Origin of the sequence: Fischerella sp. JS2 (assembly GCF_032393985.1) — a bacterium.
GTDB lineage: Bacteria > Cyanobacteriota > Cyanobacteriia > Cyanobacteriales > Nostocaceae > Fischerella.
This window is the reverse complement of record NZ_CP135918.1, coordinates 4,949,022-4,964,692: the sequence shown is the minus strand read 5'-3', so window position 1 is coordinate 4,964,692 and position 15,671 is coordinate 4,949,022. Positions and strand designations below refer to the sequence as shown.

Below are 15,671 nucleotides of genomic sequence, written 5' to 3'. Positions count from 1 at the left end.
TATGTGCATTTCAATGTTGCATGTGGTGCATTAATAGTTAATAAACATATATATACTTTTTAGGCAGCAATATAGAATGAGGCTGTAACAGTGCATGATCGAAGATCGTTTTGAATCTATTCGTAGCTTTGTAGTCGTTGCCCAAAGACTTAGCTTTGTTGAGGCTGCTGACACACTGCGCGTTGATCCATCTACTTTGAGCCGACGAATTCAACGTCTAGAAGAAACACTAGGTGTCCGGCTGTTCAACCGTAATACCCGTCGCGTTGTACTTACAGAAGCTGGTGCAATTTACTTTGAGCGTTGCTTAGACATTCTTGCAAGATTAGATGAGGCTGATGCAACAATATCTAGTCTGTCTGGGGAACCACGTGGATTGTTGCATGTCACATTACCTGTCACCTTTGGACAAAGGCATATTGCCCCAGTGCTACCAGAGTTTTTAACTCTTTACCCACAAATCAGCGTTGACATATCATTTAGTGATCGATTTGTCGATGTATTAGAAGAAAATGTTGATGTTGCTATCCGTATAGGCAAACTGAGAGATTCACAACTTATTGCACGCAGATTAGCTCCTAACCGCCGTGTTTTATGTGCTTCTCCAGATTATCTCAACCATTATGGATACCCAAAGAAGCCAAAAGATTTGGAAAAGCACAATTGTCTAATTTTTTCGTTGCTTGCTACGGGTGACACATGGCATTTATCGTGTGGAGATAAACAGGTAGTTGTTCCAATTCAAGGCAGGATCAGGTCTGATAATGCTGAAGCATTGTATCGAGCAGCTTTGAATGGCTGTGGTATAGCATTATTAGCCACCTTTATCGTGGGTGAAGATTTGAAATGCGGACGATTGCTAACTATTCTTGATGAATGGACTACACCAGAGACTGATATTTTTGCTGTATTTGCACCAGGAAGATATATTCCTTCTAAAATACAGGCTTTTGTTGACTTTCTAGTCAAGCGGTTTCGTAGCATTCCTTACTGGGATTAACGAAAAAATTAATGGAACTGTTTCAAAGGAAGTGGTTGTTATCAGCGATCGCTTCCTTATTAATTAAAAACACTTATAAAAAGCGATCGCACATCATTACATAGCAATTTAAAAGTAAGTGAATTTTGTCGATGCATCTATAAGTAGAAATAAATTTATGTCTATTCATCTCATAATGCTTGCTAATGCCAAACAAATTGCTCATTTTACAAATGAACGTCGTTGTATTCTCCAGTTTCTTATTACTCCTTGCCAAAAATATTATCCTACTCTCCTAAATAGACCTGCGAAATTATGGGTTATTAATCGTTTTAATACTTTTTTAAGATATATCAATTGTTCAGTTTAAAATTTTAACCTTAACAATTTCTATTTTTATTCACTGTTTTTGTTCTTTAAGAACAAGTATCCATCTTGAGAAGGATTTTTTTAAAAAACTTAATACTTTTCAAAAATCAGTTTTTTTAGAGTAAGGGTATAGTTTTTTACAAAAATTTTAATCTTTATAATGGAGTTTTTGTTATCTTTTCGTAGAATTTGCACTAGTGATTACAATATTTTCTGGTATAAACTTTAACTATTTAATTTTGAATAAATAATTTTAACCTAAATTTTAACCTAATAAGAAAAATAAATTAAGTATCATTTGAAACACAAGATTAAGTATGTTCTTTTTTGAAGAATAAAGCTAATATCAATATGGCTAACACGTTTTGATGTAGTTGCTAAATACAGAAGCTTTATTAGCAACGATTTAGCTTGAAGCTGTCATTTATCTTAATTAATTCTCAATCAGAGTTTACATAAGCAGCAATATCCGCATTTCTCACAATCTGTGTGAGTGCGATTGTTAGAAGTTTTATCCAGAGAAAGTTTTGGTCATTTTTGATGCTTAAGAAATTTTAACAGAGTATTGAATGGCTTATTTTGCTGTCAAATATGTTCCATAATCCCTGTGGAGTCTTGCTGAGAAATCCTGTCCACTATATTAATATTTCTGGTTAGCTTTTTGTTGATCTGTAGAAGCATTTATTTATATACCTGATCAAGATTCTGACAGCAATACAATCCTTGAGTAGGAATGTGAATAGTGATATGTTTGAACAAACACTAGATCTGGAAGTTTGCAATATTCAAAAAGCAGTAAATCTTCTCGGACTGAAACTTTCTGATACAGAATTGAATGAGTTAAAATCTGGCAAGAATATTTCTTTAGAAAGCAGAGGCTTAAGTGAAATTGGCTCCGTATTCATTCTTGCAGAAGCTCTTTTAAGAACAAATCTAGTTACAGTTAAGAATGTAACTTTTTGCGATCTCCAAAAAGCTAAGGAAGAATTTTCGCAACATTCCGGTATTCCAATCTACTGTTGGGATTCTGAAACTGGTGATAAGTGCTGTCTTCTACTGACTTTAGTAGATGGTAAGCCTGTAATTAGGGTTTCATACTCTAACCAGGAAGCAAGTATCGCGATGGCTGTACCTCAAATAATACAGTCAGTTTGACACAATTTTGCTGTCAATACATAAGCATGTTTAGATAGCAATCCAAATCATAATCATTAGATATTTTCATAGGAGATATGTGTGATACCTATCAAATTGTCTGCTTTAGGAATCTACATGCCTACTAAAGTCATGACAAACCACGATATAGCAAAAATCGTGGATACATCTGATGAGTGGATTAGAACCAGAACAGGGATCATTGAGCGTCGGATTGCTGCTCCCGAAGAAAACACATCTACTTTAGCAACTGCTGCTGCAAGACAAGTCTTAAGCAAGCATGGAATCGATCCATTGGCAATAGAAATGATTTTAGTGGCGACTATGATGCCAGATACTCCATTTCCATCAGTTGCTTGTAAAGTACAAAATAGTATAGGGGCAACTAATGCCTTTGCCTTTGATATCTCAGCAGCGTGTTCGGGATTTGTTTACGGTCTTGAAATAGCAGCACAATTCATCAAAACTGGTGCAGTTCGTAATGCCTTAGTTATAGGAGCAGAAGTTCTTTCCAGATGTATAGACTGGCAAGATCGTTCTACATGTGTTTTGTTTGGGGATGGCGCAGGAGCGGTTTTGCTTGAATCAGGACAGGAAAATTGTTTTTTGAGTTCTGTACTTCGTGCTGATGGTTCAGGTCAGGATCTATTATTTATGCCTGCTGGTGGAACTGCACTGCCAGCATCAATTCAAACTGTCGAAAATAGGCAACACTTTTTGAAAATGAAAGGAAAAGAATTATTCCAAGCTGTAGTGCCTATAGTGTGTGATGCCATCATCGATACCTGCGAACAAGCAAAGATATCCATTAAAGACGTTCAGCTGATTGTTCCTCATCAGGCAAATTTTCATATTATTGAAGAAGTGGCTGTATTTCTGGGAATTCCATTTGAGCGTTTCATGTGTAACTTGCATAAATATGGGAATACATCTGCTGCTTCAATTCCACTAGCTTTATTTGATGCAGTTCAAGAAGGGAAAATTGTACCCGATGATTATGTAATGATGCTTGGGTTTGGAGCAGGACTGACTTGTGCAGCGAGTTTAATTCGCTGGGACAAATCCTTTGTTTGCTAAATAGTTGTTTACATATCAAAAATCGAATGTTTATGGAAGACAGGCTTTGTGCATCTTCTAGTGAGTCTTCTATCCAAATAAAGACTGGAATAGATATAGTCTGTATCAAAGATATACAAGAAATGATAGATGCACCAATAGGAGTCTGGCTTACAGAAAGAGAATGGAAGGATACTATAGCTCTTGCTCACGAAACTCATCGACTGCAACGACTAGCAGGTAAGTTTGCTTGCAAAGAAGCAATTTTAAAAGTTTTGGAAAGTAGTATTAGCGAGACTGAACTAGTAGATATAGAAGTTCTACACAATAGTTCTGGAAAACCAATAGTTTTTTTGCAAGGATCTGCTCTTTCGTATTGGATGAAAATGGCAGCCATTCATCTAGATGTGAGTATTAGTCATGAAAAAGATTTTGCAGTAGCGATCGCAGTAGCAATGTGCTGGAAAGATTGCAAAATTTAAGCATCACAAGAGGTATATCATATGCCAAAAATGGAAGCATTCGTATTTCAGAATCAGCGCGGTCAAAATCTTGTTGGTGTTATGCATCACGGCCAAGGAGATCAACCAAGACCTTGCTTAATTACATGTCATGGTTTTGCTGGTACAAAAATTGGTGGAAGCCGAAGGTTTGTGGAATTTGCTCGTTATGCAACCAAATACAATCTCTCGGTATTTCGATTTGACTTTGCAGGTTCAGGTGATAGTGATGGTGATTTGGTAGACCTGACCTTGGATAGAGAATTAGAGGATTTACAAGCTGCGATCAATTTAGTTACGACAATAGATGGCGTTGACCCGAACAGAATCGGACTGGTTGGACATTGCTTGGGTGGAGTGAGTGTAATTCGAGAAAGCGCTAGAAATTCACAAATATATAAGACCGTAGCATGGGCTCCATTTACTGATTTATCAGGTGCTGTGTTGCGGCTGATTGGAGAAGATGCATTTTCTATACTGCTAGAGGGTGACGAAGCAGAATTTATCTATCATGGCGAACTAATGCGATGTGGACCTGAACTTCTCAAGCAATCTTCCGAACTTGATATGCGCCAGGAAATTGCTCAACTCATCCAGCCTTTATTAATCATTCATGGTACTGAGGATGCCACTGTTCCATTACCAGAGATAGAAAAACTTGTAGAACAAGCACAAATGAATTTCCAGAATCCACCAAAGTTACAGATCATAGAAGGAGCGCATCATTCATTTCCATTTCATCAACAAGAACTGTTTGAGTTAACAGTCAATTGGTTTAACAACTAGAAATACTATATTTCAACATCAAGTTAATCGCTTAGTACTTCTCACGAGGATAGTAAAAGAGGAAGCTTATGATTGCAATCAATGATAAACATTCTAGTCAAGCCTCTTTTGAGGAATTCTGCAATGCAGTTGTTCAAAGACTTAACATCAACAAAGCTCAACTTCGTCCTGAAGCTTCCTGGGTAGATGATGTCGGAATTTCTTCTGTAGATATCGTCAAAATTGTCATGTTAATACGTCAAAAATTTGGTGTGAAGATATCTACCACTCAAGCCGGAAAAATTAAAACTGTACAAGATGCTTACCAATTTTTAGAGACGGGAGTAAAGTAATGATTAGCACAGAGAACGTATATTTTCATAAGCTACATCAAATAACTTCTGGAAATAAGATTAGTTACTTGAGAATGGTAGCTTTTGATATGGATGGGACTTTACTAGATCCCCACCATCAACTTTCAGAACGTACAATTGCAGCTGTGAAAATGATTGCCAGAAAAGGCATAATTGTCTTATTGGCAACAGCTCGCATGGCCAGTGCTGTAAAAAATCATCTTGAAAAATTAGGAACGCCAGGTCTGATTGTTGCCCATAATGGAGCCTTGGTCAAAGATGTCAAAACAGGTCAAATTTATCATCATCAAACAATTTCCAAAGATGTAGTTGCAGCATTACTAAATTTGCTAGCAGGACAGGAGATAATTATTCATTTTAATTGTGATGATCATATTTATCTGACAACTCCTAATCCTTATAGCGATCGCTATTCACAAGAATTGCAAATTGCTCTGCAATATATCTCCTCATTAGAACAACTTGAAGAAACTCCCACAAGTATCTTAGTAATAGATACCAAAGATGTGCTAGAGCAATTATTAACGCAAGTATCTGCTCAATTACAAGGAAAAGTTGATTGCATATTAGTTCCTTGGCAAGGTAATATTTGGAGGATGCAGTTTTTACCTCCTAATACTTCCAAAGGCAAAGGAGTTTTGCAAGTCGCCAAACATTTGGGTATTGAACCAGAAGCAATTATCAGCTTTGGTGACAACTACAACGATATAGAAATGATTCAAAATGTGGGGCTAGGTATTGCAATGGGTAATGCAGTACCTGAACTTAAACAAGTGGCTGACTTTGTAACACTCTCTAACCGCGAAGATGGAGTAGCTTTGGCATTAGAAGCATTATTTGGGGTATGAAACAAATCAAGCAAGCTCGTTACGCCCTAGTCTTCCCAGGACAAGGTTCTCAGTATGTAGGAATGGGAAGGGAGATAGCTCAAGAGTTCCCATTAGCAGAGGAAATTTTCAAAGTTGCAGAACAGATTACCGATTTAGCTATTCAAGACCTTTGCTTCTTTGGTTCTGAAGATGATTTGACGGCAACTTCAATCACACAACCTTGCTTATTGACAACGAGCATAGCATTATACACTGTCTTTCAAATACATTTTCCTGTTAATCCAGATTTTATTTGTGGACACAGTGCAGGAGAATATGCTGCTTTGATTGCTGCTGGTGTACTCTCTTTCTCTGATGCTATACGTTTGATTCAGCTTAGAGGCTCTTTGATGTCAAAAATGCAAAAGGGCGGTATGGTAGCTCTGAAAGGAGTAACATTACAGGAAGTAGAAAGGTTATGTGCAAAGGCTGTTCAGTCAGAAGGTGTATTAGTTCCTGCTAACTTAAATTCACCAGAGCAAATAGTAATTTCTGGAGATGATAATTCTGTAGAAGCAGCAATTATATGTGCCTTTGAAAATAATATCAAGGCTATTCCTTTGCCTGTTTCAGGAGCATTTCATTCTCCTTTGATGCAAGAAGCTGCCCAAGAATTTGCTGATGAGATTCGTAATGTGCAATTTCGTAATGCAACTATACCTGTGATCTCAAATATTACAGCCCAGCCAGTTATTAACGGTTATGAATGGGCAAACTTGTTGAAGCAACAAATGACTTCTGCTGTCCTGTGGGAGGCTTCAATACGTTACATTCACCAACAAGGAATTGAAATTTTTGTTGAGATCGGCCCGGGGCAAGTATTATCCAAGTTAATTAGCAAAATTGTTCCGTCTGCTTTGATTTTGAATGTTGAAGATATTAATTCATTGCAGACAACAATTGCCCAGATAAAAGAAATTTTTGGAGCTAAGTCGATTTGACGATCAAAAGCTGCTTTATTTACATTTCATAGGAGGATCTTTCAATGACTTCAAACAACATTGCTTTATCTCCAGACTTAACAATCCAAATTGAAAATATAGATTCACCCGGACTGTTTCCTCAAGAACAGGGATTAGTTCGTGTTGTTGTCACAAATGAAGGTGAGGGACAATTTGCAGGACCTTTAGATATTAATCTCTATGCATCTATAGACTCAGATTTAGATTCACCTTTAAATGAAGGGAATTTAGTCGGTGAAGATGAGTTACTAGGCAGTGTAGATTCTGTTTTAGTTAACTTATCGCCTGGAGAATCCCAAGAATTTACTATAGACTTCGCAGGATCTGAAGTTCGTAACCCCTCTGTTGTTGCACCTGGTTCTTACTATTTGATTGCTGGAGTTGAAGCAGCCAATTACGTTGCTGAAAGCAATACAGAAAATAATCTAGGCAGCACACATGTTTCTGTTAACAATAGCGATGTTGTCATCGATTGGAATGCAACTGCTTTAAATGCAGTACAAAATACTCGAAAGTTTGCTCCAATAGCAGCACGTGATTTGGCGATCGTTCATGCGGCAATATACGATGCAGTCAATGCTATAGATCGCAGCTACGATCCTTATCTTGTGAGCGTGGAGGAATCTGTCGCTGAGGGTGCTTCCCTTGAAGCAGCAGCAGCAGCAGCAGCATATACTGCCTTAGTAGATCTGTTCCCAACTCAAACAGCTGAATTCGACCTCCAGTTCAAAAGATCGCTGGCAGAAATCCCTGATGATGCTGCAAAACTCAAAGGTATTGAGTTAGGAACATATGTTGCTGAGGAAATATTAGAAATTCGCAGTACAGATGGTGCAGATATTTATTCAGGGGGTTTCTACGAGCCAGGAACCGAAGCTGGTGAATGGCGACCAACGCCTCCTAATTACTTACCAGCAGGATTTTCGGAGTGGGGTAAAGTTACTCCCTTTGTTATACCTTCAGTTGATGACTACTTGGGCGAGGGTTTCCCAGAGTTGACAAGCGAACAATATGCAGCAGAGATTAATGAAACCAAGGCTTTAGGTAGTGTTGATAGCACATTACGTACAGATGACCAAACAGAAATTGCTAAATTCTGGTCTTTTGATCGCATAGATAGCTTTGGAGTCACGGGTTTTTGGAACCAAATTGCAGAAGAGATTGCTATTCAGCAGGATAATACATTAGTGGAAAATGCCCGCTTATTTGCACTGCTCAACTTTGGACAAGCTGATTCAGGTATTGCCGTCCTAGCATCCAAGTACAATTTTGGTCTATGGCGGCCAGTGACTGCAATTCGGGAAGCTGATAATGATGGTAATCCAGATACTGTTGGCGATCCAGAATGGATGCCACTGTTAACAACTCCACCTAATCCTGAATATTTAGCAGGACATTCTATAGGTGCTGGTGCAGCTGTGGAAGTTTTAACTGACTTTTTTGGTGAGGATTTTAATTTCACCATTACTTCACCAGAAACACCAGGTATATCTCGGTCATACGGTAGCTTCTATGAGGCTGGTGTTGAAGATAGTTTAAGTCGCATCTACGGTGGAGTACATTACCCAACTAGTGCCAATGAATCTTTCACATTGGGATTAAATTTAGGTAATTACGTTGTCAACAATGCTTTAGTGTAGTCAAAATTAGTACATACTTCCGAGAAGCGAGGTATGTACTACAATTTTTCATTAATTTGTAGCGAATTCTATGCAATAAAACTCTGCTACCTGGTGGGATGAATTCAGGTTTTTGGGGCATTTAAAAGCGCTACAATTTTACGCAAATCTGTAGTAAAAATTACAATTTACCTGAGTATTGAGCCGAATTTAACGATGTTGAAGATTAAATAATTCAGGTATTTAAATTGACAAACAATGTACAAACATCGCCGAATTTTCACACCTGCACTCAATGTCCCGTTGGTGATAACTGTTCTATCAGTTTGTGCTTTACTTGTACTGTCCCAACTTTACTTGGCAATTCCTTTAATTCCAGTTATTCGCGAATATTTTCATATATCTCCAATTGCAGCAACATGGATTGCAAGTACATTTGGTTTTGCATATGCTTTTGGTTTCTTGATATTTGGTCCTCTTTGTGACCGATTTGGTTGCAAAGTATTACTAGTTCCTGGGCTAGCAATGCTAGCTTTGATAACTATTGCTGTGGGTGCAAGTCCCTCTTTTGATTTCCTGATTAAATTTCGGACTTTGCAAGGATTTCTAGCTGCAACATTTGCACCAATCGCTTTAGTTTATGTCAGTGAAGTTTTACCTGTATCAACTCGTGCTACTGGTATTGCTTGCGTGAGTACAGGATTTCTTTTAGCTGGTATCGTAGGGCAAATATATTCCAGTATCGTAATTTTAACCTATGGCTGGCGTTGGATATTTTGGTTTTTAGCGATCGCTTACACTGTAGCTGCTTTTATTGTTGCTTATCGATTTCCTGATAGTGTAACCAAAAAGTCTGCTACAAGCGTTCTCAGTGTTTACAAAAATATGATATTCCTCTTGAAATCGCATCGACTTCTTGCTGCCTATACAGCAGCTTTCATGGTTCTCCTCAGCTTTGTATCAATGTACAGTGGATTGGAACCACATCTAGTTAGTCGATATGGAATTAGCCAAAACAATCTTTTGTTTATTCGGATGGCTGGTATTCCTGGAATGCTACTAGCTCCATTTACTAGTAGTTTCATCAAGCGATGGGGAAGCAAAAATGTAGTATTGACAGGACTTGTGCTTGCATCTATTGGTTTAGCTTTAGAAGCTATTTCTGGTCAACTGCTCATTCTAGTACTTTCGAGTGGTATCTTTGTTGCAGGTATATCTGCAATCATGCCATCCTTGATTGCCCTTGTGGGTTCTATTGCTACTGGAGCCAGTGGTTCTGCACTCGCTTTATACACATTTGTGCTTTTTATCGGTGCTAGTTTTGGTCCTTTAGTAACTAACCTTTTAAATCCTATTGGTTTTTCTGGTTTGTGTGCAATTCTAGCTCTCTTCTTATTGATCACAGCATTTATTATCAATATCAATATACAGGGAACTACACAAATTGGGTAAATGGTTAAGCCATGACGCATTTAACCTTATGGAGGTTTTATGAACCGTTTATTAGGAGCCTCAGAACAAACACTATCTTTACTAGCTCAGACTAAACCAATAAACGTTGTTCTTTGTGCAACTATTACAGGAGCAATCACTACTAAACAACTCAATGCAGCTTTGGCTTGGGTTCAACAGCGACATCCACTGCTGAAGGTAAAAGTTGTAGACGAAAACTCAGAGCATCCACGATTTGTATCAGAAGGAGTTGCTAGTATTCCACTGCAAGTCATTGAACGCCAAGGAGAAGGACATTGGTCTGTGGAGGTGCAAGAAGAACTTTCTCGTCCTTTTTCTAGGACTGATGATCCTCTCGTACGTGTGATGTGTCTGCAATCTCCTAGTATTTCTGAGCTTATTGTCAGCTTTGACCATTGTATTGGTGATGGCTTATCAGGAGTTTACTTATTACGAGATATCTTGTACTATCTTAGTGAACTTGACATAAATTACCTACCACAGCAGCGAGAATTACCTTCCTGTGAAGAGCTAATTCCTTTAAAAGACACTACTGATCAATTGATTGGAACAAGATATCCTATCAATCAAGAGAATTCCACAATCTTTGAACAAAAGTTATCTATTTCTCAAAACAGTATTGATGAAAAACAAAATCATCTAATTTACTGGTATTTTTTACCAGAGGAAACTGCTAAATTAATCTCTTACTGTCGAAAAGAGGAAATTAGCGTTCATAGTATACTATGTGCATCATACCTCTTAGCAATTGCTAATGAAATGAAGTTGGCAGACGATGCCATTCTCAAATGTATGTCTCCGATTAACCTCAGAAATTACCTTTTACCACAAGTAGGTGAAGATTTTGGAACATACTATACTCGTGAAGTCACTTACCATCAAATTAGAGATACAAGTAACTTATGCAATGTAGCTAGAGATGTTAAACGTCAGCTCAAACAGGTAATGGCAAGTGACAAGATATTCAATCATCTGTTAGAAGTAAAAGCTTTTTTATTTAACAAGCCTGATGCATTGAAGTTACGACAATATTTGAAAGGATTGATAGGTTCAGACCTAACTGTCACCAATTTAGGTCGCTTAGATTTTCCAGTGCAGTTTGGTTCATTGCACTTGCAGCAACTTTACATAACAGTGGCAGGAATTGCTCCAATTATTGTAGGAGCAGTCACATTGGGGGGTAAGATGTTTGTCACCTGTCGCAACTTAGAGATGATAGTACCGCAAGCTTACGCTCAAAGAATTAATCAGCAAGCAATCCAGCTACTCCGGGAAGTAGTCATTACATATCACAGCTAATTGATCAGGTAGCACCGCAGGATGTTGCAGCTGATATGCGTTATCCAGAGGCTTTGATGCGTACAGTTAACCTCTGAATCTAATTTTTTGGACTTACACTTTGACATCTAAATTTGTAGTGTAAGTTCTACCATGTCATTTTGTAAAAACAAGGAGAATATTTAGTATGAGCATGGATATAGCATCATTAGCCAATAAGCTTGGATTTTTGGCATTAGTTAGCTATATTGTCACATTGCTGCCTACGATTCTAAAAATCGTTTTTCCTCAAACAAAAGCAACCGGTCTGCCTCAATTGCTGCTGAAACATCGGCGTCTAATTGGTATTCTTGCTTTTTTTTTGCCTTGGGACATGGATTCCTAATGGTAAAAAAAAGGAACTTTGATGCTTTTGATCCAAAGACATATTTAATTTATTTTCAGGGGACAATCACTTTGATAATTTTTACACTTTTGGCTATCACTTCTAATAACTGGAGTGTGAAGAAACTGAAGAAAAATTGGAAAAAATTGCATCAACTGACTTACTTAGCTACATTTCTTTTGACATGGCACATTTGGGATAAAATGTCAGGTCATTGGACATATTTAACACCCGTTGGCATTGTAGGTTCTACCACGATAATAATTTTATTGCTGATTAGACTTTGGATTGAGTACCAAGAGCAACCACAAAAAACAAAGGAAAAAATATCTCAAACCAAGTTACCGGCAAACACTACAAGATAGCATGATTAACCATTGCATAGATTCTGAAAATGGAGCGCCTCTGTATGGTGTTAAAGCCAAATTACTATACAGTTTCAATAGCCTTGGCAATAACGGCAATGGCAGCTAGTCTTGGAATCTACTCATCTAGATTGTTTTCAAAATCAGAAACAATCACGCTAGCCTCTAACTCTGATCTAACTACTCAATCTTTTAGTACCTTCAAAAGTCATTCAGTATGGGTTTATGCACTCGCCTTCTACCCAGATGGCAAGACTTTAGTTAGTGGTAGTTATGATGGCACGATCAAAATTTGGAACCTGCATAGTGGTAAATTACTTCGCACTTTCAAAGCACATACCGATGCAATTGAATCTCTTGCTATCAGTCCCGATGGTAATATACTTGCTAGTGGTAGCTGGGATAATCGGATTAAGTTATGGAATTTGCAAACAGGGACTCTGATTAGTACCCTTGCAGGGCATACAGATGATGTGAAAGCGATCGCCATTAGCCCGAATGGAAAACTACTTGCCAGTGGTAGTACCGACAAGACTATACGGCTGTGGGACTTAAACACTGGCAAACAACTCTCCGCCTTTGAGGATGAAGACTGGGTAAGGTCTGTGGCTTTTAGTCCTCAAGGTAGTACCCTAGCTAGTGGCAATGAAAGTGGTAGCATCAAAATTTGGCAGTTACCCTCTCGCAAAGTGTTGCATGTACTAGCAGGGCATTCAGGAAGGGTGAGATCGCTTGCCTTTAGTTCTGACGGACAGACTTTAGCCAGTGGTAGTGCCGATAAAACCATCAAGCTATGGCACATTACCAATGGCAGAACATTATGCTCAGTTGTAGGGCATTCGGCAGAAGTATTATCAGTGGACTTTAGCTCAGACCAGCAAACTCTTGCCAGTAGTAGCTATGACAAAACAATCAAACTGTGGCATGTACCCACTGGTGAATTGTTGAACAATTTGACAGAACATTCTAAACCCGTTTGGTCAGTTGCTTTTAGTCCTCAAGGTAATACCTTAGCTAGTGGTAGTGGAGACGAAACAATTAAACTTTGGCGTATACCGATTACCAAACAACCTCTCAGTTCGACTTTATCCATTTGTAGCAATTCAGTAAACAGGTATTAACTATGGTTAGTTTGATAGGTTCCGCAATTCAGCAAGATGCTCTGAGCGTTGAAGAACTAGACAAGATGAACGCTTACTGGCGTGCAACTAATTATCTTTCAGTGGGACAAATTTATCTTTTAGATAACCCACTACTTAAAGAGCCGTTGCGATTAGAGCATATTAAGCCCAGATTACTTGGTCATTGGGGAACTACTCCCGGTCTTAATTTCATCTATGTACATTGCAACCGTATTATCAAGAAGTATGACCTGAACGTGATTTATATAGCTGGCCCTGGTCATGGTGGTCCTGCTTTGGTTGCCAACACCTATTTAGAAGGAACATACAGCAAATTTTACCCCAACGTTTCCCAAGATGCCGAAGGGATGAAGCGGTTGTTCAAACAATTCTCTTTTCCTGGTGGTATTCCCAGCCACCTTGCTGCTGAAATTCCTGGTTCCATTCATGAAGGTGGTGAACTTGGTTATTCTCTTGTCCACGCCTATGGTGCTGCTTTCGATAATCCTGATCTAATTGTTTGCTGCGTAATTGGTGACGGAGAAGCGGAAACAGGTCCGCTTGCTGCTAGTTGGCACAGCAACAAGTTCCTGAATCCTACACATGACGGAGCCGTTTTACCAATCTTGCACTTAAACGGTTACAAAATTGCTAATCCAACAATATTTGCCCGCATGAGTGATGAGGAACTAGAAAATTTATTTATTGGCTACGGCTATAAACCTTATTTTGTTGAGGGTTCATATCCGGTTGAAGATGCTCATCAGTCAATGGCAGCAACTCTCGACGCTGTAATACTAGAAATTAAAGCTATCCAACGTGAAGCTCGTGTTCATGGGTTTAGCAAGCGTCCGTTGTGGCCAATGATTATTCTGCGGACACCTAAAGGTTGGACAGGACCCAAAGAAATTAATGGCAAACCAGTTGAAGATTATTGGCGATCGCACCAAGTTCCCTTATCCGATTTAGCCACTAAACCAGAGCATCTCAAAATGCTCGAAGAGTGGATGAAGAGCTATAAACCAGAAGAACTCTTCGATGAAAATGGTAAACTTATAGCTGAACTTACAGAATTGGCTCCTAAAGGCGATCGGCGCATGGGTGCAAATCCCCAAGCTAATGGTGGCATGTTGCTTAGAGACCTGAAAATGCCAGACTTCCGCAGTTACGCTATTGATGTCCCTAAACCTGGTGTTGTTGTTGCTGAAGCTACCCGGATTATGGGTAGCTTTTTGCGAGATGTATTCAAGATGAACGCCGAATCTCGGAACTTCAGGTTAATGGGACCTGATGAGACTGACTCAAATCGCCTCAGTGCTGTGTTTGAAGCAACAAAGAAGGTGTCTACCGCAGAGATTCGTCCGAACGACGAAAATATTTCCCCTGATGGTCGAGTCATGGAAGTCTTAAGCGAACATATGTGCCAAGGTTGGCTGGAAGGCTATTTGCTTACAGGTCGTCACGGATTCTTTTCTTGCTACGAGGCATTCATCCATATTGTGGATTCAATGTTCAATCAACATGCTAAGTGGCTAAAGACCAGTCGTCACATTCCCTGGCGTAGACCGATCGCATCTCTCAACTACTTACTCACCTCTCATGTTTGGCGACAAGACCACAACGGCTTTTCTCACCAAGATCCTGGCTTTATTGATCATGTCGTCAATAAAAAGGCAGAAATTATCCGGGTATATTTGCCTCCCGATGCTAACACCTTGCTGTGGGTAACTGACAGTTGTTTACGTAGTCGTCATTGTGTCAACGTCATTGTTGTCGGTAAACAACCTGCATTACAGTACCTTGATATGGATGCTGCTATCAAACACTGTTCTAAAGGCATTGGTATTTGGGACTGGGCAAGCAATGATCAAGGTAGTGAGCCAGATGTAGTCATGGCTTGTGCAGGGGATATCCCCACTTTGGAAACTTTGGCTGCGGTTGACTTTCTTCATCAATACTTTCCTGATTTGAAAGTACGGGTGGTAAATGTGGTTGACTTGATGAAACTACAGCCACAAAGCGAACATCCTCACGGGCTGTCTGATCAAGACTTTGACAATATATTCACCACAGATAAGCCAATAATCTTTGCCTATCACGGTTATCCCTGGCTGATCCATCGCCTCACCTACCGCCGCACCAACCACAAAAATCTTCATGTTCGGGGTTATAAGGAAGAAGGCACTACGACAACACCTTTTGATATGGTTGTACTGAATGATTTGGATCGCTTTCATTTGGTGGCAGATGTGATTGATCGCGTTCCTAAACTGAAAGATAGGGTGGCTTATATCAAACAGATGCTCCAAGACAAGCTGATTGAGCATCAGCAATACATTACTGAACATGGCGAGGATATGCCAGAGGTTCGCAACTGGAAATGGCTTGATAGCTGAAGCAA

15 protein-coding genes are annotated in these 15,671 nt (G+C 39.1%); all 15 read left to right on the top strand.

What is annotated here, in order from left to right:
- Positions 1–94: 94 nt before the first annotated feature.
- The 15 genes from RS893_RS21140 (at position 95) to RS893_RS21070 (ending at position 15,666) form a co-directional block, all read left to right on the top strand.
- Positions 95–1,000, top strand: coding sequence for a LysR family transcriptional regulator (locus tag RS893_RS21140; protein WP_315787635.1), 906 nt, complete (start codon positions 95–97; stop codon positions 998–1,000).
- Positions 1,001–2,095: 1,095 nt separating this feature from the next.
- Positions 2,096–2,503, top strand: a complete 408-nt coding sequence (locus RS893_RS21135) for a hypothetical protein (protein WP_016869945.1) — start codon at positions 2,096–2,098, stop codon at positions 2,501–2,503.
- Between the two features lie 81 nt (positions 2,504–2,584).
- Positions 2,585–3,580, top strand: a complete 996-nt coding sequence (locus RS893_RS21130) for a beta-ketoacyl-ACP synthase III (RefSeq protein WP_315787631.1) — start codon at positions 2,585–2,587, stop codon at positions 3,578–3,580.
- 32 nt (positions 3,581–3,612) lie between these two features.
- A complete protein-coding gene (locus tag RS893_RS21125) occupies positions 3,613–4,041 on the top strand; it encodes a holo-ACP synthase (RefSeq protein WP_016869943.1) in 429 nt (142 codons plus the stop codon).
- Between the two features lie 21 nt (positions 4,042–4,062).
- Complete coding sequence (locus RS893_RS21120; protein WP_315787629.1) at positions 4,063–4,845, top strand: alpha/beta hydrolase; 783 nt, start codon at positions 4,063–4,065, stop codon at positions 4,843–4,845.
- A gap of 68 nt (positions 4,846–4,913) precedes the next feature.
- The gene (locus RS893_RS21115; RefSeq protein WP_315787627.1) at positions 4,914–5,177 is read left to right on the top strand and encodes an acyl carrier protein; all 264 of its coding nucleotides are present in this window, start codon (positions 4,914–4,916) and stop codon (positions 5,175–5,177) included.
- A complete protein-coding gene (locus tag RS893_RS21110) occupies positions 5,177–6,046 on the top strand; it encodes a Cof-type HAD-IIB family hydrolase (RefSeq protein ID WP_315787625.1) in 870 nt (289 codons plus the stop codon). Before RS893_RS21115 ends, RS893_RS21110 begins: the two co-directional genes overlap by 1 nt.
- Positions 6,043–7,008, top strand: a complete 966-nt coding sequence (gene fabD, locus RS893_RS21105; protein WP_315787623.1) for an ACP S-malonyltransferase — start codon at positions 6,043–6,045, stop codon at positions 7,006–7,008. The genes RS893_RS21110 and fabD overlap by 4 nt, the downstream gene beginning before the upstream one ends.
- 44 nt (positions 7,009–7,052) lie before the next feature.
- Positions 7,053–8,669, top strand: a complete 1,617-nt coding sequence (locus RS893_RS21100) for a CARDB domain-containing protein (protein ID WP_016869938.1) — start codon at positions 7,053–7,055, stop codon at positions 8,667–8,669.
- Positions 8,670–8,906: 237 nt separating this feature from the next.
- Positions 8,907–10,100: an MFS transporter gene (locus RS893_RS21095; protein WP_315787621.1), complete on the top strand. Its 1,194-nt coding sequence runs from the start codon at positions 8,907–8,909 to the stop codon at positions 10,098–10,100.
- A 39-nt stretch (positions 10,101–10,139) separates the two neighbouring features.
- Positions 10,140–11,420: a phthiocerol/phthiodiolone dimycocerosyl transferase family protein gene (locus RS893_RS21090; protein ID WP_315787620.1), complete on the top strand. Its 1,281-nt coding sequence runs from the start codon at positions 10,140–10,142 to the stop codon at positions 11,418–11,420.
- Between the two features lie 172 nt (positions 11,421–11,592).
- On the top strand, positions 11,593–11,784 hold the full coding sequence (locus tag RS893_RS21085) for a hypothetical protein (RefSeq protein WP_315787618.1): 192 nt from the start codon (positions 11,593–11,595) through the stop codon (positions 11,782–11,784).
- A complete protein-coding gene (locus RS893_RS21080) occupies positions 11,784–12,149 on the top strand; it encodes a hypothetical protein (protein WP_258001439.1) in 366 nt (121 codons plus the stop codon). Before RS893_RS21085 ends, RS893_RS21080 begins: the two co-directional genes overlap by 1 nt.
- 44 nt (positions 12,150–12,193) lie before the next feature.
- The gene (locus tag RS893_RS21075; protein WP_315787615.1) at positions 12,194–13,270 is read left to right on the top strand and encodes a WD40 repeat domain-containing protein; all 1,077 of its coding nucleotides are present in this window, start codon (positions 12,194–12,196) and stop codon (positions 13,268–13,270) included.
- A gap of 2 nt (positions 13,271–13,272) precedes the next feature.
- Entirely contained in the window at positions 13,273–15,666 is a 2,394-nt protein-coding gene (locus RS893_RS21070; RefSeq protein ID WP_315787613.1) for a phosphoketolase family protein, read from the top strand.
- The last annotated feature ends 5 nt before the right edge of the window (positions 15,667–15,671 follow it).